The following is a 16,924-nucleotide window of genomic DNA, read 5'->3' on the forward strand; positions in this document are numbered from 1 at the left end:
GCGGCACAAGGCCGCTCCTACACTGACCGCGTAGACGGCATCGATATGGGGATGGGCGAGCTCTGTGGGAGCTGGCGCCAGCCTGCGATGAGGCCGGTGCGGGGTGGCACATAACCGATGCAAGCCCACTCCCACAAACACCGCAGCAGCGCCCCCACACGGCATTTCACATTGCTCACATTGCTCCACCCTTGGAACCGGCATGAATCTACAGCAGCGAAACAACGTGCAGGTATCGGGTACCGGCAGTGCAACCTTGATCTTTTCCCACGGTTTTGGCTGCGACCAGTCGATGTGGAGCTACCTGCTGCCGCATTTTCGCCAGCATTTTCGCGTTGTCGCCTATGACCTGGTCGGCTCCGGCCGCTCCGAACTCAGCGCCTACGACCGCATCAAGTACGCAGCGCTGGACGGCTACGCGCGGGACCTCAACGAACTCATCGACGCCTTTGCCGTGGGCCCGGTGATCGTGGTGGGGCACTCGGTCAGCGCCATGATCGGCGCCCTCGCCGACCGCCAGCAGCCTGGGCGCATCGCCGCCCATGTGATGGTCGGGCCCTCGCCGTGCTACATCGACTCCGACGGCTACGTCGGCGGTTTCACCCAGGCCGACATCCACTCGCTGCTGGAGACCTTGGACAGCAACTACCTTGGCTGGTCCAGCACCATGGCCCCGGTGATCATGGGCGCCCCTGGGCAGCCGGCGCTCAGCGACGAGCTGGCTAACAGCTTTTGCCGGACCGACCCGGAAATCGCCCGCCAGTTTGCCCGCGTGACCTTCCTATCGGACAACCGCCAGGATATCGCCGGCCTTGAAACTCCGGTGCTGATCTTGCAATCGACCGAAGACATGATCGCCCCGGTTGCCGTCGGCCACTACCTGCACGGGGTGTTGCCAAACAGCCAACTGTGCATGATCGACAATATTGGCCATTGCCCGCACATGAGCGCACCGACCGCGTGTTCAGAGGCCATGGACGGGTTCCTGGCGCAATGGGCGCATGCCCATGGATAGCCACCTGCCAAGTGCCGACGCCCTGTTCGAACGGGCCCCCTGCGGCCTGGTGGTGACCACAGAAGATGGCACCATGCTGCGCAGCAACGACACCTTCAACAATTGGCTCGGCGTTGAGCGCGCAACGCTGCTGGGGCGCAGGTTCCAGGAATTGCTGACCATGGGCGGGCGCATTTTCCATCAGACCCACTGGGCGCCGCTGATGAAGATGCAGGGCTCGGTGGCTGAGGTGAAGCTCGACCTGATGCACCGTGACGGCCAGATCATCACCATGCTGCTCAACGGCGTGCGCCGCGACGATGAGCACGGGGTGTATTACGAACTGGCGCTGTTCGGCACCCAGGAACGCGACCGCTACGAGCGCGAACTGCTCAACGCGCGCCGCCGCGCCGAAGAGCTGCTTTCGCAGAAGACCCTGGCCGAAGGCGCGCTGCAGCAGGCCCAGCAAGAGCTGGCCGCCGCCTACCAGAGCGCCGAGCGCCGCGCCGTGTTTGCCGAGCAGATGGTGGCCATTGCCAGCCATGACCTGAAGAACCCACTGACCGCCATCCGCATGGCCACACAGCTTTTGGAGCGTTCGGAACACCGCGAGCGGGACCGACGCCTGCTGGAGAGCATTGCCAGTTCCTCGCAACGTGCCCAGAGGATGATCGCCGACCTGCTCGACTTCGCTTCGGCCCGAATCGGCCAAGGCATCAGCATTCGCCGCGAACGGGTCGACTTGCAAGCAACCGTCGAGCAGGGCCTGGGCGAGCTGCGCGTGGCCTTTGCCCATGCCTCGATCCGCCATCTGGCTCGCGGGCAAGGCCAGGTCAATCTGGACCCGGACCGCTTGCAGCAGATGGTCGGCAACCTGGTGGCCAACGGCGTGAGCTACGGCGACCTGAACTACCCGATCACCCTGACCACCGACCTGCGTGCTGACGCGGCGCTGATCACCGTGCACAACCACGGCCTAAGCATCCCCCAGGACCTGCTGCCAAGCCTGTTCGAACCCATGACCCGCGCCAGCGACCGCGCTGACACTGTGCGTTCGGTTGGGCTGGGGCTGTTTATCGTCAGGGAGCTCAGCGAGGCCCACGGCGGTGAGGTCAGCGTGCGTTCCTGTGCGGTGTATGGCACGACCTTCAGCATCCGGCTGCCGTTGTAGAGCGGCTCAAACAGCGCGATGCCAAGGCGCCTCAGCGCGCCCGCGCCAACGCCTGCTGCAGGTCCCTTCGCAACGACCCCACCTCCTCCAACCCCACATGCAGGCGCAGCAACGGGCCGTGCAGCGGCGCAGCGAACTGCAGATCACCTGGCTCTGCGAGCATTACCAGGCTTTCGAAGCCGCCCCACGAGGCGCCAATGCCGAACAAGCGCAAACCATCAGCGAAGGCTTCAGCGCAGCCGGGGCGGTTGCTTGCCAGCTCGAAACTCAGCAGCCCGTTGCTGCCCTTGAAGTCGCGTTGCCACAGCACGTGCCCCGGGTGACCAGGCAAGGCCGGGTGATAAACCCGCGCGACCTGCTCATGGCCCTGCAACCAACTGGCGATTTCCAGTGCCTGGCGCTCATGCACCGCCATGCGGCTGGCCAGGCTGCGCGCACCGCGCAGCACCAGCCAGGCATCATCCGGGCTGACCGTGCAACCACACGTGTCGCTGCTGCGCGATAAGGCAGCAAATGCGTCTGCGGTAGTACACACACTCCCCATCATCACATCGCTATGACCCGCCAGATACTTGGTCAGCGCCATCACCGAAATATCTGCGCCCAAGGCCAGCGGCTGGTACAGGTAGCCCGAACCCCAGGTGTTGTCTACGGCAAGCAGAATGCCGCGGGGTTTGCACAAGGCCGCCATGGCTGGCAAGTCATTGAGCTCGTACAGCAACGAACTGGGGCTCTCGCTGTAAACCATGCGGGTGTTGGCGCGCAATGCGGCCTCCAGGCCTTGGCCGTCTGCTGCGAAATACTCCACCTGCACGCCGAACGGCTGCAGCAGCTCGCGGGCCAGGCGTCGCACCGGGCCATACACGCCATCGCTGATCAGCAAGTGGTCGCCGGGGCGCAGGTAGGCGAGGAACGTCTGGGTGATTGCCTGAAGCCCGGTTGCAAACAGCTTGGTGCGGTGGCCGCCCTCAAGCTCACTGACCAGGTCCTCCAATGCAAAGGCGGTGGGGTTGCCTCGGGCGCCGTAACTGAGCACCCGCTCCTGGTCACGCCGGCCACGTGCCGCACGCAGGTCGGCGACGCTGTCGAACAACACCGTGCTCATGCGGCTGACTGGAACGTTTACCGGGTGCGCCCCCTGCCCCGGTTCGCCACGCCCGCCATGCACCAGGCGGGTAGCGACAGGGTCGCCTTCGGTCAAAGGGCTGAAGCTGGCCGTCTCGGCGGCGTTCATCTGCGCGATCAACCCGGTTTCCCACGCCAGATAGCGGCGAGCGGCGTCCTTGTTACCGGCATGGCGGTCGTGCACGAAAAACAGGAAGTCGATGCGGGCGGCGTCCGGGAGTGAGTCATCGCCTTCGACGGACGGCCAGTCGGCCAGCAGCGACCGAGGGAACAGCCGCGCTGACTGGCGCTGGGCGTCAGGCAGCTCGCTAATGGCCAGCTCAGCCACGCGCGGGTCATCGGCGATCAGTACCAGGCGTCGTGTTTCTGCAATGACCTGCGCCGCCAAATGGGGGCGGATGGCCCACTGCGCGCCCTGCAAGTGGCTTTTGCGGAACGCCGTGCTCGGGCGCAGATCCAGCAGCAACGCACCGTCCAATTCGCCGGCGCTGGCCTCGGCCAACGTTACCGCAAGCGCCGGTGCCACCGGTAACGCCAGCCCGCTGGCCAGCCCCTCTTGCAGCACATACGCCTCGTGGCCCATCTGCCGCAACCAACTGGCCACTACCGGTGCTCGCACGCCATCGTCATCAAAAAGCACCACCTGCGCCTTGCGCACACCCAGGTACAGGTCAGTGCCCTGGATCAACTGCCCGCCAGGGCAATGCTGGGCGCCCGGCAGGCTGCCGGCTGCGAATTCCTCAGGGGTACGCACATCGCACAGAAACAGCGTACGCTGCGCGTGCTGCTGCCACTGGCGCACTTGCGCAGCCGTCACCCATTGCACACCGGCTTTGCGCGCCAAAGCATCGGCCCGCGCCTGCTGTCGCGCCAGCGCCGCACCGCTGTGCGCGGGGTAAGCGCGAGCGCTGCCGTGTTCCAGCGGCAGGTCCACCAAATACCAGCCCTGGGTGCCGTTTTCCAGGGCATACACGGGGTTGTCGATACCCAGGTTGAGCAACGTCTGCGCACCAATGATGCTGCGTGTTCGCCCGGCGCAGTTGATCACCACTGGCGTGTGCGGGTCGCTGACCAGGTCCTCCAGCCGATAAGCGAGTTCACCGTTTGGGCAGCACGTGGCACCTGGGATGTTCATCTTGGCGAACTCCTCCAGCGGCCGGCCGTCAAGCAGCACCAGCGGCTTGCCTTGGCGCTGCCATTCGGCCAGTTCCTGCGCACTGATGCGCGGCGTATGGCAGGCATGCTCGATCAGCTCGCCAAAGGCCTTCGATGGCAGGTGCACCCCTGCAAACAGTTCGAACCCCGCCGCCTGCCAGCCCTCGCTGCCCCCCTCGAGCCTGTGCACGGCGCTGTAGCCCAGCGCCTGCAGACGCTCGGCGCCGCGCCGGGCAAGCTCGCCGCCGTCAGCGTCGTAGATCACCACCCGCACCGCAGGGTTCGGCGCCAGGCGCGGTGCTTCGATTTCCAGCCGGCTGTACGGCAGGTTGACGGCATAGAACAGGTGAGCTTCGCCGTACTGGCCATGCTCGCGCAGGTCGAACAGGGCGATTTCCTGGCCGTCGAATAGCCAGGTGTGCAGCAGCGCGGGGGTGATGCTGGGGGTCATGGGACGCAGTCCGTGGTCGTTGGGGGGTGGGGTTCAAGTTGGGAGACTGTTGTGGCTGGGCCGGCCTCTTCGCGGGGCAAGCCCGCTCCTACAGGGACAGCGCAAGGCGCAGACTTCACGCCATCCTGTGGGAACGGGCTAGCCCCGCGATGCTTCACAGCCCGTATGCAGCAATCGAAGGCGCCATCTGCGACTTGTTGTAGTTCACCACGCTGCCGTCGTCCTTGACCCCGTAGCGGTTTTCCAGCGACTCCAGCGGCCGCCCGTACAGGTGAAAGTGCAAGGTCGGGCTGTCGCCTTCCACGCGGATGCCATGCAGGTCTTCACCGAGAAACGCCACCGGCGTACCCGGCTGCACCACCACCTCGCGCTCCAGCACAAGGTTTGCCCGGGCCGGGTCCCGGCCATCGTCTTCGCGGCGGTACACGCGGTTCAGTTCCTGGCCCTCCACGGCCACGATAATCGCCCAGGTTTCATGGTTATGCGGCAGGGTCGCCTTGCCGGGCAGCAGCGAGTTGACATACAGCGTTGGCGACTCGCCGTCGTCGTTCAACCGGTAGCGGAACTGCGTTTCGCCGGTCGCGGCATCCGGCGCCGGGAAGCGTTCGAAGTTGAACAGCTCGCGGTGCTCGGCAAGCCCCTCGAGCAGGCTGACAATCTGCTGCAAGGCCGCGCGGTCGACGCCACGCTCATGGATGGCGCGCACCTGCGCCAGAAACGGCTGAATCACGGATTCACGGGACATAGCTGGGGTTCTCTGGTTATGGGTCATACGCTGAGGCTGTAGCGCCCCAGGTTGCGGTACACATCGGGCGCCGGGCGGCTTGGGCGTTGGCCGCCCTGCCCCAGCGCATGCTGCAGGAAGGTGCGGGTGCGCTCGTGGACCGGGTCGCCAAATATCTGTGCAGCGCTGCCGTGCTCGACGATGCGGCCATGCTCGGTGAAATACACCTGGTCGCTGATCTCCTCGGCAAAGCGCATCTCATGGGTGACCAGCACGCAGGTCATGCCCTCTTCGGTGAGCTCGCGGATCACCGCCAGCACCTCGCCAACCATCTCCGGGTCCAGCGCCGAGGTGACCTCGTCGAACAGGATCAGCTCTGGCCGCATCGCCAACGCCCGGGCAATTGCCACGCGCTGCTGCTGCCCGCCCGACAGCTCACCGGGAAAGGCCGCCGCCTTGTGGCCCAGCCGCACTTTGTCGAGCAACGCCAAGGCCTGCTCACGGGCCTCGTTGCGGTTGCGGCCAAGCACCTTGGTCGGGGCGATCAGCAGGTTTTCGAGCACGCTCAGGTGCGGGAACAGGTTGTACTGCTGGAACACAAAGCCAACCTGCTTGCGCAATGCGATCAGCTCGGCCTCACCGCGCAATTGATCGACCTGGGTCTGGCCAATGCGGATGCTGCCAAGCTGGGGCCGCAACAAGCCGGTCAGGCAACGCAGAATGGTCGACTTGCCCGAGCCCGACGGGCCGATGATCGATACCGCCTGGCCTTTATGCACGTCAAGGTCGATGCCGCGCAGCACTGGGTTGTCAGCAAATGCCAGGTGCACGTCACGCAGCTGGATCAAAGGTTCAGAAGGCATAGCGGCGCTCCAGGCGTTGGGTCAGGCGGGCGATCGGGTAGCAATAGGCAAAGAACAACGCCAGCACGCTGAAGTACACCAGCACCGTGAAACCGCTGCGGTTGACGGTGTTGGCGGCAATCTGTGCGCTGTCGATCAGGTCGTGTACACCCACCAGCGAGGCCAGCGCCGTGCCCATGGTCACCACCGCGTACAGGTTCATCCAAGGCGGCAGCATGCGCCGCAGGCATTGCGGCAAAATGATCGAGCGCAAGATCTGCCCACGGCTGAAGGCCAGCGAACGCGCAGCCTCCCACTGTGTGGCCGGGATCGAGGCCACCGCACCGCGAAAAATCTCTGCCACGTTGGCGCTGGCTGGCAATGCCAGGCCCACGGTGACCTTGAGCCAATCAGGGAAGGCCACCCAGGTGCTGCCGACCTGGATATCGAACGGGAATACGTAAGACGTGAAATAGATCAGCACCAGCCAAGGCGCATTGCGAAACACTTGCACCCACAGCCGTGCCAGCGCCCGCACTGGCGCCAATGGCGAGAGCAACAGCAGGCCCACCAGCAGCCCCAGCAGCGTGCCCAGGCCGATGGCGCCGACGCTCATCTGGATATTCTGCAGCAGGCCCATGCCCAGCGTCGGTGCCCAGTGCCACAAGGTGGCAAGGTGTTCAGTTGCCATAGCCAGGCATCCTCAGGCGCGCTTCCACAGCGCGGCCGGCACAGTTGACGGCAAAACTCAGCAGCCCGTAGAAGGCCAGAATGAGGATCATCAGCTCGATGACGTTATCGCCCTGGGTCCAGATCATGATCGAGGCGTAGGTGATGTCGTTGACGGCGATGGCCGAGGCCACGGCGGTCATTTTCACCAGGTCGATCAGGTTGTTGACCAGCGCCGGCAAGGCAAAACGCACCGCCAGCGGCAACTGCACCTGGAACAACTGCTGGCGGCGGCTGAAGGCCAGTGAGCTGGCGGCTTCCAGGGTTACCGCAGGCACTGCCTCGATACCTGCACGCAGCGCTTCGGCATGGAACGCGCCCTTGTGCAGCGAAATCACCAGCACCACCCAGGCGAAAGGTGTCATCGGGTTGGCGTTGCCCAGGCTCTGGTTGATCAGCATGTTAAGCATCAGAAACGCGCAGTACAGCTGCACCAAAGTTGGCGTATTGCGCGTGACTTCGATAAACGCCCGCGCCGGCCACTGCAACCAGCGCCGCGCCGAGGTCACGGCCGCCGCCAGCAGCACGCCCACCAGCAGGCTGCCGACAATGCTCCACAGGCACAGCCACAGCGTGGTCAGCGCGCCGTCCTGCAGCTTGCCGCTGGCATGGCTTTCGAGCAGAAAGCTGTAGTTCAGTCCGAGCCGGGCCAACTGCCCGACCAGAACGTGCAAAAGCTCGCTCATCAGGCGCCTTCGCCCTGCAGTTTGGCGCGCAGTTCAACCAGCGCAGGCGATGCTGGGGTGATGTGGTTGGCCTGCTCACGCTCGATCAGCCAGCCGCTGCGGTGCCATTGCTTGACGAACGGGTCCAGGCGTTGCTGGGTGTCGGTTTCGCCCAGACGGGTCCAGATAACTGATGGCGCCGGGTTCAGCTCAGGGGCCAGGGCGCGGTAACCGCTCCACTCGCCGCCCTTTGCCAGCAGCGGGTTGATCAGTGTGGCATCGTGCACGGCAGCTACGCAGTTGTTGCCGCGCAGGGCCAACAGCGATTCGGCCGAGGTCTTGAAGGCTTTCAGGTCAGCGCCCAGGTCGAGCAACGCCTGGGTGTAGCTGCTGCCCTGGGAGGTGCACACCGGCTGGCCTTTGAGGTCGGCCCAGGTTTTTACCGGGCTGCCCTTGGCCAGCGCGGCGGTGCCGCCGACGCGGTAGAACGGCGTCGGCACGTGGCCTAGCAGCTTGTCGCGCTCTGGCGTCCATTCCATGTTGGCGATCAGCAGGTCGACCTTGCCCTGCTGCAAAAACTGCACGCGGTTGGCAGGCTGCACGGCAACCAGGTCTACTGGCACGCCGAGCTGGCGGGCCAGATCGCGCGCCAAGTCAACACTGAAGCCCACCGGCTCACGGGTGGCCGGGTCGATAGCGCCGAACGGCCCGCCCGACAGCACCACGCCCACCGACAATTTGTGACGCTGCTGGATCTTGTCCAGGGTGGCATCGGCCTGGGCCAGGCCGCTGGCGGCCAAGGTGGAGCTGGCGAGCAGCGTGGCGAACAACCCGCGACGGGCGACGGTGGACAGCGACATGGTGGGGTTCCTCATCCCGGCAGCCGGAACATCCGGCCAATGAGGGCGCATGCTAGGAAGTTGCCGGGGCAAGGGGAAATTCAAATAACGACTATCGTTATAACTGTCAGGTTATAGCCATTAAAAAATCCGGTTATAAGCCGGTAAATAAAGGCTTCCACTATTGATCCATTCCACAAGCGCCGACAAACACATAACAAATCTTTATGCTTTAGCGCTACCCCGTGATGTAAAACGTGGGAGCGGGCTTGCCCCGCGATAGCGAGCCAAAATAACCACAGGCCCCACCCAATGACCGAACCCGCCCTGGACCTTGAACTGCTACGCACCTTTGTCGCCATCGCCGACCACCCAAGCTTTGCCGAAGCCGGCCGCCACCTGGCGCGCACCCAGGCCTCGGTGAGCCAGCACATGCAGCGCCTGGAACAACAGGTGGGCGTAACGCTGTTGCGCAAGCAAGGCCGCCACAAGTCGCTGACCGATGCTGGCCGGCAACTGCTGCGCCATGCCCGGCAAATGCTCGCGCTCAACGACGAAGCCCTGGCTGGCCTGCGCCAGGACGGGCCAAGCGGCGTATTGCGGATCGGCTCACCGCACGATATCGCCGACACCATCCTGCCGCCTTTGCTCAGCCATATCGCCCGCTCGGCGCCCAGGTTGCGCCTGGAAATCGACGTCGGTCGCAGCCCCTTTCTGATGGACGACCTGCAACGCGGCAAGATCGACATGGTGATATCGACCCGCACCGCGCCTGGGCTTGAGGGTTTTGCCTTGCGCACCTCGCCGGTGTGGTGGGTTTGCGCAGCGCAGTACCAGCACCTCCCCGGCGAGCCTCTGCCACTGGTGCTGGTGGACGAGCCCAGCCTGTATCGCAAGCTTGCGCTGGAGGCGCTGGAACAGGCCGGCATCGCCTGGCGCCAGGCCTATCGGGCATCCAACCTGATTGGCGTCAAGGCGGCGGTTCGCGCAGGCTTGGGCGTCACGGCACGCAGCCAGGAAATGGTCGGGCCGGACATGCGCGTGCTGGGGCAAAGCGATGGGCTGCCGCCGCTGCCGGACGTTACCTATTACCTTTGGGTACGGGCCAACACGGTCAACCCGCTGGTCCGCCAGGCCTACGCGATGCTGCGCAGCAATGCCAGCGCTTAGCTGCGGTTGCAATCGCCGTTGAACCGCTGCATGGTCAACGCCACGCTCGCCACTGACCCGAGGCACTGATGAAGATCATCGCCGGCCAGCCCACCGACGAACTGGAGCTACCCTTCACCCCGCCACTGGACTGGGCGCGCATGCTGCGCTTTTTCACCGGCCGCGCCACCGGCGGCGTGGAGACCGTGCAGGGCGAGGTCTACTACCGCACCCTCAGGCTTGCCAGCGGCGATGGCCTGCTCAGCGTGCACCGAGACCCTGCCCGCGACTGCCTGATCGTACGCGTCGACGGCGAAGCCAGCCGCGCCTTGGCCGAGCTGCAGCCACGCCTGGCGCGGCTGTTCGACCTGCACACCCAGCCGCAGGCGGTGCGCCAGGGCCTGGCCCAGGACCCTTGGCTGGCCGGGCTGGTGGACGCAGCGCCCGGCTTGCGCGTGCCAGGTGCCTGGTCAGGCTTTGAGCTGGTGGTGCGCACCATCATCGGCCAACAGGTCAGCGTCAAGGCCGCGACCACCATCACCGGCCGCCTGGTCGAACGCACCGGCATACCGGCCAACGCCCCCGCCCACCTGGGCATCCCCTGGCACTTCCCCACCCCGCAGGCGGTCGCTGAAGCCAATCTGGACCGTATCGGCATGCCGACGCGGCGTGTCGCTGCACTGCAGAATTTTGCCAGTGTGGTTGCCCAGGGCGAATTACTGATCGACAGCGAGCAACCCGACACGCAAACCCTGCGCCGCCAACTGCTCGGCCTGCCCGGCATCGGCCCGTGGACCGTGGAATATGTGGCGATGCGCGCCTGGCGCGACACAGACGCATGGCCAGGCACCGACCTGGTGCTGATGCAGGCCATCAGCAGACGCCTGCCCGCGCTTGCAAGCAAGGCCAGCCAGGCCCGGCATGCCGAAAGCTGGCGGCCTTGGCGGGCTTATGTGGCGATGCACCTGTGGAACGAAATTGCAGATCAGCTGGGTGCTGCGCGTGGGGGATGAAGCGCGCAATTGCGCGCTACAGTGGCAGCAAAACAGACATGGCTCGATCCCTCGGACCTGAGATGTGGAACGTGCGCAGAATACGTCACACTGTGGCACTCTCCCAAGCGCACAGACACTCGAAACGGAGCCCTGCACATGGAAGTACGTTGCACCTCGCTGGACGAAGTCCGGCAACACATCGATGAAATCGACCGTTCGATCGTCGCCCTACTCGCAAGACGCGGCAATCTGGTCAACCAGGCTGCGGCCTTCAAGCAGACCACCGATGACGTGCGGGCGCCGGCTCGGGTTGAGCAGGTGATCGGCAAAGTTCGCGCAATGGCCGTGGAATCCGGGGCCAGTTCAGACGTGGTTGAAAAAGTGTATCGGGCGATGATCGCTGCGTTCATCGCGCAGGAATTGCAGATCCACGCAGGCAAAGACGCACCCGCTCGTCTCCCCGGATCCGCGCAGCTTTAAGACTACTAACGGCATGACTTCTGAGATGCCCCATGACCGATGCGCAACGCAGCCCTTGGGCGGTATTTGTGATTTTCCTGCGCCTGGGGCTGACCTGCTTCGGCGGTCCCGTTGCACACCTGGGCTATTTTCGCGACGAGTTCGTGGTCAGGCGCAAGTGGCTGAGTGAGCGCAGCTACGCCGACCTGGTTGCCCTTTGCCAGTTCTTGCCGGGCCCGGCCAGCAGTCAGGTGGGCATGGCGATCGGTCAGTCCAGGGCCGGCTACGCCGGTGCGCTGGCTGCCTGGCTGGGCTTTACCCTGCCCTCGGCGTTGGCGCTGATCCTGTTCGCGCTGGGGCTGACAAACTTTCGCAACGCCATGCCCACGGGCGTGCTGCACGGCCTCAAGGTGGTAACCGTCGCGGTCGTCGCCCAGGCGGTCTGGGGCATGGCGCGAACGCTGTGCCCCGACGGGCCGCGGATCACCTTGATGGTGCTGGCGGCCTGCCTGGTATTACTGGTTCCTTGCGCTATGGGTCAACTGGGAGCCATGGCCAGCGCTGCGCTTATCGGTCTGTGGCTGTTCAAACCGCAGCCAGGCGATGCCCCTGAGCCACTGTCTTTCACCATCAGCCGACGTGCAGGCATCGTCTGGCTGGCACTGTTCGCAGGCCTGCTGGTCGGCCTACCGCTGCTGGCGCAAGCATTCCCCAGCCAGCTCGTAGCGCTGGTCGACGCGTTCTACCGCGCCGGCTCCCTGGTATTTGGTGGCGGGCATGTCGTGCTGGCGCTGTTGCAAACTGAAATAGTGGCTTCAGGCTGGGTCGACAGCGATCCATTCCTGGCAGGTTATGGCGCAGCGCAGGCGGTCCCTGGGCCGCTGTTCACTTTTTCAGCTTTTCTCGGAGCCTCGATGAACCAGGCACCGAGCGGCTGGTTGGGTGGCGTCATTAGCCTGCTGGCTATTTTTGCGCCCTCGTTTTTGCTGGTGATGGGGGCTTTGCCGTTCTGGGAGCTGCTGCGCCGCAGCGCGCGCGCGCAAGCGGCGCTAGTCGGGGTCAACGCGGCGGTGGTTGGGCTGTTGCTGGCGGCTCTTTACCGGCCGGTGTGGACCACTGCGATTCACACACCGCAAGACATTGCCTTGGCGCTACTGGCCTTGGTTGCCTTGATGTTCTGGAGGCTGCCACCCTGGCTGGTGGTGCTGTGCGGCGGCCTGCTGGGCGGGCTGTTGATGAGCGGTAGCTAAAGCCCGATCCAGCACCTAGTTGTACGACGTCATTTGACGCGACTTGCAAAAATCCTGATGATTGCTCGCGCACCCGGCTGGCTAGCCGCGCGCCTCAGCCGGAGCGTCCCTATAAGAACAATCAGGATTTCCCAATGCCCTCTCGCCCGTCACCGTCCCCAGACCGCCGTCACTTCCTGAAGCAATCGTTGACCCTGGCAGCCGTTGCTGCTGGCGCTGCCAGCCTGCCGCGTATCGCCCTTGCAGGCGAGCCCATCAGCCAGCGCTACCCCGATCCGATGATCGAGGTGATAGACGACAGCTTCACCCAGTACCGCATCTTCAACGCCGGCGTCGAGCGCCTGGCCACCGGCATGTACTGGGCCGAGGGCCCATTGTGGGTGGGCGACGGACGTTACCTGCTGTTCAGTGACGTACCCAACAACCGCATCATGCGTTGGGACGAAATCAGCGAAAGCCTGGGCGTCTACCGGCACAACTCCAACTATTCCAATGGCCTGGCCCGCGACCTGCAGGGCCGCCTGATCGTCTGCGAAGGCTCCACCACCAGCAGCGAAGGGCGCCGCGTCACCCGCACCGAGCACGATGGTAGCATTACGGTGCTGGCCGACCATTTCGAAGGCAAACGCTTCAACTCGCCCAACGACGTGGTAGTCAAGAGCGATGGTTCGGTGTGGTTTACCGACCCGCCGTTCCAGATGGGCAACAACTATGAGGGCCACAAGCTCAAGCCAGAGCTGCCGGACGCTGTGTACCGGATTGACGGCCAGAGCCTCAAGGTAACGCAGGTCATCAAGGACTTCTCCGGGCCGAACGGCCTGTGTTTCTCGCCTGACGAAAAAACCTTGTATGTGATCGAGGCACGCGCCAAGCCCAATCGGCTGGTGTGGGCTTATACGGTCAATGCCGACGGCACGCTGGGCGAGCGCCGCAAGCACATCGAGGGCACAGGTTTCGGCGCGCTGGACGGCATGAAGTGCGATGAAGACGGCAACCTGTGGTGCGGCTGGGGCAGCCCGGGCGTTAAAGAAGCCAACCCGGAGCTGCTCGATGGGGTACGGGTATTCAACCCGCAAGGGGTCGCTATCGGCCATATCCACTTGCCGGAGCGCTGCGCGAACCTGTGCTTCGGCGGTGCTGCTGGCAACCGCCTGTTCATGGCCAGTTCCCGCTCGATCTATGCGCTGTACGTCAATACGCGCGGCGCAAGGCTGCCGAGCACTCAGGCCAGCTGAATGAACACTGCATAGCCGCCCAACAGCACCCAGAAACCAAGGAAGATCCACGGCGTGCGCAGCGAGAACATCAGCGACTTGCGGTGCCCGTCGCGGGAGGTTTCGGCTTCGCTGAACAACGGCGATTCATCATACGCAAGCCCCATCAGCGGCTCGCTGAGCAGCAGGTTGCTTTGCTTGACCTGCCAGTGATCGATGATGCGGTAGGCCGCGCGGATGCCTGGCCAGGCGTTGAGCGAGCTGAGCACGCCGAGCGCTGCCAGGAACGCTGGAACCATCAGGGTGAACATCTCGCCCCAGCTTTCGTTGAGGTTGCCCATGGCCGACACAAAGGCGATGACCAGGAAGGACTGCGCGGCAAGGTAGGCGTCAGTGCGGTTGGCCAGGATGCTGGTTTCGTATTGGATCTCGCGCCGATAGAAGTCCAGCCGCTCCTTGGGCGAGCCAAACATCCGGGCATTGTGTTCGTTGACCTCCTCTTCGGGGGTGGTCGGGGTGATGATCCGCGGCACGCGCAGCCTCCAATAACAGGGTGACCTGAAGTAGAAGCATGGGCAGGGGCAAAGATTCAGTGCAATCGGCTGACTGGTTAACCGCCCCACCCTCTCGTTATCGTGCGGAACACGGCTTACGTGGCGAGCGGGCTCGCCACGAACAGCACGTTTGCCACAACGGGCACAGAGCAGGCCAACCCTACTTCTGCCAAGCCCGGTCCGGATCCTTCGGCTTGCGCTCGCCGTGCCCCCGCGCAGCTTTCTGCGCGGTGGAATCATGGCCCGTACCGGTAGAGCCGTCCGGGCGCCGGGCGTCGTTGTCTCGCTCCTGCTCACCTTGTGTGTCTGTTTTTTGGCCAAGCTTGCTCATGGTGCCCTCCTAACCTTTGCTGTGTTCTGGCGACGTGGGCCCGGTGCCGCGCTTGATGCCGCGTGGCCCTGCGATGCCCCAGATACCCAGGCCGACCACAGGCAACGCAACCAGCACCAACGCCCACATGATCTTGGTAGCGTCGGACTTGTCACTGCGAAACACGCTGACAATTGCCCACAAGTCGACCAACAAAATGATCACCACCAGGGCGATCCAGAAATACGTCACGGGTTCATTCATGATCGGTGCTCCTGTTTGGGGTTTTGCCTCGGTCATTAGAGGAAGCCACCGGCCTGCACAAAGTTCAGGGCAACTGCCCATAGGTCGCCTACCGCCGCTCCATCTGCACTGAACCATTGCCCCGAATCCCACGTCCATCGCAAAACAACTCGCGAGAACGCACCATGGCGCCGGCCCCCGTACTGCAAACGCTCGACTACCTGAAGGCCAACAATCTGATGCTGACCACCGCCGAATCCTGCACCGCCGGCAGCATGGTCGCGCTGCTGGCGCAAGTACCTGGCACCGGTGAGGTGCTTGAGAGTGGCTATGTGGTCTACGCCCCCAGCGCCAAACAGCGTTTGCTCGGGGTCAGCCCGGTCACCATCGAGCGATACGGCCTGACCAGCGAGGCGGTGGCGTGTGAAATGGCGCTCGGCGCGCTCAAGGACAGCCAGGCAACGGTTGCCATTGCGACGACAGGCGTCGCCGGGCCTGCGCCCGAAGGTGGCGTGGCGCCGGGCACCCTGTGTTTTGCCTGGGCATTCGCCGGGGAGCCACTGGCGGTGTTTACTCGCACTCAGCGTTTTTTTGGCACACGCGAAGAAGTCATGCACCAAGGTGCACTGTACGGGCTAGGCAAGCTTGCCCATTACCACCAGCGGTGGCTGCGCGGTGAACGGGCGTGATGCAGCGGTAGTCACAAGGCCAGGGGATTGCGCATCCCCCGGCAAGGGTTTGACTCAGGCGTCATCCATGGTGGTCGAGAATTTCTTCACATCCACCGGTGGCGCCACGAACTCCGGGCCCTGCCCTGATGGGCGCCAACGCACATTGGCTAAACCATAGCGCTCGGCCATGGGCCGGCTGACCTTTTTGATCTTGTGCTGACCGAACCTGGGAATGATCCCCACCCCGGCGTCACAACTTGCCCAATGCCAGGCTTCGGCATTGTCCATGCGCTCCAGCCGGATGATGAAAGTCCGGAATTCCCCATGTAGCTCGTACTCGATCACATACAGTTGCTGTCCCGCCATCGGACTCTCCTCCATCGATTCACGGTCAATGGAGCAAGCGTGTGCAGAAAAAATTCACTTAATTTGACCAATTGGTCATACGGCCTTTTGCCACCGCCGGTTTTCCCTGTGCCACCGCGTGGTGGGTACCAGACGCCTGCCGGTGATCATCCTCTTTGAACCTTGCGGTTTGCGCCCAACTCCACCCTAGGCAACCGTGATTTCAACCCAGCCCGCAGAGGTGCTTCATGAATGCTATCGAATTGCTGATCAACGACCACAAGTTGGTGAAGAAACTGCTCGAAGAACTGTCGGCCACTACCGAGCGCGCGGTAAAGAAACGCGCCGAGTTGCTGCAGCGTATCGAGCAGGAAGTACGCATTCACACGCAACTTGAAGAAGACATCCTGTACCCAGCGATCAAACAGGCCGGTGGCAAGGAAGAAGCCAAGATGTACTACGAAGCCAAGGAAGAACACCGCACCGTCGATTCGCTGGTGATGCCGGACCTGCTGGAAACCGACACGGGCACCGTGGAATTTGCCGGCCGCGTCAAGGTAATGAAGGAGCTGCTCGAACACCATATCGAGGAAGAGGAAAGCGAGTTGTTTCCAACGGCCCGCAAGCTGTTGGGCAAAGACGCGCTGGAGGAAATGGGCCAAGCCATGGAGGCGCAGAAAAAACTGCTCAAGGGCGAGCAACGCGCCGCCTGAGCCAACCCTGAATGCCGCCCACCGAGGAGCCGATCATGGCCGACCCCAAGCACCCCGACCCGTATGTTGATGACGTCCCGCAAGACCCTGGTGAGCCTGTGCCCAAACCTGCGCCTGAAACAGAAGCACCGGAGTGGCCCGAGGGCCAGGTGCCGCCTGAAGAGCAGTCGGATGGTTGATCGCTAGGGTCTCAAGGCTGGTGCACGCCTGTTCGGGCCACATCGCAGGCTGTCGCCAGCTCCCGCAAGTCCAAAAGCGACGCGGTCTTGCTGGAGATTCTATGGTGTTGTACACGCCTATTCTCGCCAGAAATATCTCCTTGTGGC

Annotated in this window: 20 protein-coding genes; 10 read left to right on the forward strand and 10 right to left on the reverse strand. The window is 63.7% G+C overall.

Features of this window, described 5'->3' with window-relative positions; genetic code table 11:
* The first annotated feature begins 202 nt into the window (after positions 1-202).
* Entirely contained in the window at positions 203-1,015 is an 813-nt protein-coding gene (locus HU720_RS09710) for an alpha/beta hydrolase (RefSeq protein WP_186519522.1), read from the forward strand.
* On the forward strand, positions 1,002-2,165 hold the full coding sequence (locus HU720_RS09715) for a PAS domain-containing sensor histidine kinase (protein ID WP_186519524.1): 1,164 nt from the start codon (positions 1,002-1,004) through the stop codon (positions 2,163-2,165). The genes HU720_RS09710 and HU720_RS09715 overlap by 14 nt, the downstream gene beginning before the upstream one ends.
* Positions 2,166-2,196: 31 nt before the next feature.
* On the opposite strand, the gene metC is transcribed toward HU720_RS09715, so the two are convergent.
* From metC to HU720_RS09745, 6 genes are all read right to left on the reverse strand, one after another.
* Positions 2,197-4,896, reverse strand: coding sequence for a cystathionine beta-lyase (metC, locus tag HU720_RS09720; protein ID WP_186519526.1), 2,700 nt, complete (start codon positions 4,894-4,896; stop codon positions 2,197-2,199).
* 154 nt (positions 4,897-5,050) lie between these two features.
* Complete coding sequence (locus HU720_RS09725) at positions 5,051-5,641, reverse strand: cysteine dioxygenase family protein (RefSeq protein WP_238337667.1); 591 nt, start codon at positions 5,639-5,641, stop codon at positions 5,051-5,053.
* A gap of 23 nt (positions 5,642-5,664) precedes the next feature.
* Positions 5,665-6,483, reverse strand: coding sequence for an amino acid ABC transporter ATP-binding protein (locus HU720_RS09730; protein ID WP_186519531.1), 819 nt, complete (start codon positions 6,481-6,483; stop codon positions 5,665-5,667).
* On the reverse strand, positions 6,473-7,153 hold the full coding sequence (locus HU720_RS09735; protein WP_186519533.1) for an amino acid ABC transporter permease: 681 nt from the start codon (positions 7,151-7,153) through the stop codon (positions 6,473-6,475). The genes HU720_RS09730 and HU720_RS09735 overlap by 11 nt, the downstream gene beginning before the upstream one ends.
* A complete protein-coding gene (locus HU720_RS09740) occupies positions 7,143-7,877 on the reverse strand; it encodes an amino acid ABC transporter permease (protein WP_186519535.1) in 735 nt (244 codons plus the stop codon). Before HU720_RS09740 ends, HU720_RS09735 begins: the two co-directional genes overlap by 11 nt.
* Positions 7,877-8,716 carry a transporter substrate-binding domain-containing protein gene (locus HU720_RS09745; RefSeq protein WP_186519537.1) on the reverse strand — a complete coding sequence of 280 codons (840 nt, stop codon included), beginning with the start codon at positions 8,714-8,716 and terminating at the stop codon, positions 7,877-7,879. Before HU720_RS09745 ends, HU720_RS09740 begins: the two co-directional genes overlap by 1 nt.
* Positions 8,717-9,007: 291 nt before the next feature.
* On the opposite strand from HU720_RS09745, the gene HU720_RS09750 reads away from it, so the two are divergent.
* From HU720_RS09750 to HU720_RS09770, 5 genes are all read left to right on the forward strand, one after another.
* Positions 9,008-9,865 (forward strand): LysR substrate-binding domain-containing protein, encoded by an 858-nt coding sequence (locus HU720_RS09750; protein WP_186519539.1) that lies wholly within the window; start codon positions 9,008-9,010, stop codon positions 9,863-9,865.
* A gap of 68 nt (positions 9,866-9,933) precedes the next feature.
* On the forward strand, positions 9,934-10,857 hold the full coding sequence (locus HU720_RS09755) for a DNA-3-methyladenine glycosylase (protein WP_186519541.1): 924 nt from the start codon (positions 9,934-9,936) through the stop codon (positions 10,855-10,857).
* Between the two features lie 138 nt (positions 10,858-10,995).
* The gene (locus HU720_RS09760) at positions 10,996-11,319 is read left to right on the forward strand and encodes a chorismate mutase (RefSeq protein WP_186519543.1); all 324 of its coding nucleotides are present in this window, start codon (positions 10,996-10,998) and stop codon (positions 11,317-11,319) included.
* 32 nt (positions 11,320-11,351) lie between these two features.
* Complete coding sequence (gene chrA / locus HU720_RS09765) at positions 11,352-12,548, forward strand: chromate efflux transporter (RefSeq protein ID WP_186519545.1); 1,197 nt, start codon at positions 11,352-11,354, stop codon at positions 12,546-12,548.
* Positions 12,549-12,682: 134 nt separating this feature from the next.
* Positions 12,683-13,783 carry an SMP-30/gluconolactonase/LRE family protein gene (locus tag HU720_RS09770; protein WP_186519547.1) on the forward strand — a complete coding sequence of 367 codons (1,101 nt, stop codon included), beginning with the start codon at positions 12,683-12,685 and terminating at the stop codon, positions 13,781-13,783.
* On the opposite strand, the gene HU720_RS09775 is transcribed toward HU720_RS09770, so the two are convergent.
* The 3 genes from HU720_RS09775 to HU720_RS09785 all read right to left on the reverse strand — a co-directional run bounded on the left by HU720_RS09775 (position 13,771) and on the right by HU720_RS09785 (position 14,890).
* Positions 13,771-14,295 (reverse strand): hypothetical protein, encoded by a 525-nt coding sequence (locus HU720_RS09775; RefSeq protein WP_186519549.1) that lies wholly within the window; start codon positions 14,293-14,295, stop codon positions 13,771-13,773. The genes HU720_RS09770 and HU720_RS09775 overlap by 13 nt on opposite strands.
* A gap of 181 nt (positions 14,296-14,476) precedes the next feature.
* Positions 14,477-14,647, reverse strand: coding sequence for a hypothetical protein (locus HU720_RS09780; RefSeq protein ID WP_186519551.1), 171 nt, complete (start codon positions 14,645-14,647; stop codon positions 14,477-14,479).
* Between the two features lie 9 nt (positions 14,648-14,656).
* Complete coding sequence (locus HU720_RS09785; RefSeq protein WP_186519553.1) at positions 14,657-14,890, reverse strand: PLD nuclease N-terminal domain-containing protein; 234 nt, start codon at positions 14,888-14,890, stop codon at positions 14,657-14,659.
* A 164-nt stretch (positions 14,891-15,054) separates the two neighbouring features.
* Between HU720_RS09785 and HU720_RS09790 the strand changes: the two genes are divergently transcribed.
* Positions 15,055-15,558, forward strand: coding sequence for a CinA family protein (locus HU720_RS09790; RefSeq protein ID WP_186519555.1), 504 nt, complete (start codon positions 15,055-15,057; stop codon positions 15,556-15,558).
* Between the two features lie 54 nt (positions 15,559-15,612).
* Here the strand turns inward: HU720_RS09790 and HU720_RS09795 are convergent, their stop codons facing one another.
* Positions 15,613-15,906: a DUF6555 family protein gene (locus HU720_RS09795; protein WP_186519557.1), complete on the reverse strand. Its 294-nt coding sequence runs from the start codon at positions 15,904-15,906 to the stop codon at positions 15,613-15,615.
* A gap of 227 nt (positions 15,907-16,133) precedes the next feature.
* Here HU720_RS09795 and HU720_RS09800 point away from each other — a divergent pair, with 227 nt between their 5' ends.
* Both HU720_RS09800 and HU720_RS09805 read left to right on the forward strand, forming a co-directional pair.
* On the forward strand, positions 16,134-16,598 hold the full coding sequence (locus HU720_RS09800; RefSeq protein ID WP_186519559.1) for a hemerythrin domain-containing protein: 465 nt from the start codon (positions 16,134-16,136) through the stop codon (positions 16,596-16,598).
* 35 nt (positions 16,599-16,633) lie between these two features.
* Positions 16,634-16,777 (forward strand): hypothetical protein, encoded by a 144-nt coding sequence (locus HU720_RS09805; protein WP_186519561.1) that lies wholly within the window; start codon positions 16,634-16,636, stop codon positions 16,775-16,777.
* Positions 16,778-16,924: the final 147 nt, after the last annotated feature.

The organism is Pseudomonas sp. SWRI51 (assembly GCF_014268825.1).
Classification (GTDB): Bacteria; Pseudomonadota; Gammaproteobacteria; order Pseudomonadales; family Pseudomonadaceae; genus Aquipseudomonas; species Aquipseudomonas farsensis.

What these genes read in the sequence shown, in the direction of transcription:
- HU720_RS09745 (WP_186519537.1), bottom strand. Translation starts at nt 8,716, where the DNA reads ATGTCGCTGTCCACCGTCGCCCGTCGCGGGTTGTTCGCCACGCTGCTC.
- HU720_RS09770 (WP_186519547.1), top strand. Translation starts at nt 12,683, where the DNA reads ATGCCCTCTCGCCCGTCACCGTCCCCAGACCGCCGTCACTTCCTGAAG.
- HU720_RS09805 (WP_186519561.1), top strand. Translation starts at nt 16,634, where the DNA reads ATGGCCGACCCCAAGCACCCCGACCCGTATGTTGATGACGTCCCGCAA.
- chrA (WP_186519545.1), top strand. Translation starts at nt 11,352, where the DNA reads ATGACCGATGCGCAACGCAGCCCTTGGGCGGTATTTGTGATTTTCCTG.
- HU720_RS09800 (WP_186519559.1), top strand. Translation starts at nt 16,134, where the DNA reads ATGAATGCTATCGAATTGCTGATCAACGACCACAAGTTGGTGAAGAAA.
- HU720_RS09710 (WP_186519522.1), top strand. Translation starts at nt 203, where the DNA reads ATGAATCTACAGCAGCGAAACAACGTGCAGGTATCGGGTACCGGCAGT.
- HU720_RS09780 (WP_186519551.1), bottom strand. Translation starts at nt 14,647, where the DNA reads ATGAGCAAGCTTGGCCAAAAAACAGACACACAAGGTGAGCAGGAGCGA.
- HU720_RS09785 (WP_186519553.1), bottom strand. Translation starts at nt 14,890, where the DNA reads ATGAATGAACCCGTGACGTATTTCTGGATCGCCCTGGTGGTGATCATT.
- HU720_RS09795 (WP_186519557.1), bottom strand. Translation starts at nt 15,906, where the DNA reads ATGGCGGGACAGCAACTGTATGTGATCGAGTACGAGCTACATGGGGAA.
- HU720_RS09755 (WP_186519541.1), top strand. Translation starts at nt 9,934, where the DNA reads ATGAAGATCATCGCCGGCCAGCCCACCGACGAACTGGAGCTACCCTTC.
- HU720_RS09750 (WP_186519539.1), top strand. Translation starts at nt 9,008, where the DNA reads ATGACCGAACCCGCCCTGGACCTTGAACTGCTACGCACCTTTGTCGCC.
- HU720_RS09735 (WP_186519533.1), bottom strand. Translation starts at nt 7,153, where the DNA reads ATGGCAACTGAACACCTTGCCACCTTGTGGCACTGGGCACCGACGCTG.
- HU720_RS09715 (WP_186519524.1), top strand. Translation starts at nt 1,002, where the DNA reads ATGCCCATGGATAGCCACCTGCCAAGTGCCGACGCCCTGTTCGAACGG.
- HU720_RS09760 (WP_186519543.1), top strand. Translation starts at nt 10,996, where the DNA reads ATGGAAGTACGTTGCACCTCGCTGGACGAAGTCCGGCAACACATCGAT.
- HU720_RS09790 (WP_186519555.1), top strand. Translation starts at nt 15,055, where the DNA reads ATGGCGCCGGCCCCCGTACTGCAAACGCTCGACTACCTGAAGGCCAAC.
- HU720_RS09730 (WP_186519531.1), bottom strand. Translation starts at nt 6,483, where the DNA reads ATGCCTTCTGAACCTTTGATCCAGCTGCGTGACGTGCACCTGGCATTT.
- metC (WP_186519526.1), bottom strand. Translation starts at nt 4,896, where the DNA reads ATGACCCCCAGCATCACCCCCGCGCTGCTGCACACCTGGCTATTCGAC.
- HU720_RS09725 (WP_238337667.1), bottom strand. Translation starts at nt 5,641, where the DNA reads ATGTCCCGTGAATCCGTGATTCAGCCGTTTCTGGCGCAGGTGCGCGCC.
- HU720_RS09740 (WP_186519535.1), bottom strand. Translation starts at nt 7,877, where the DNA reads ATGAGCGAGCTTTTGCACGTTCTGGTCGGGCAGTTGGCCCGGCTCGGA.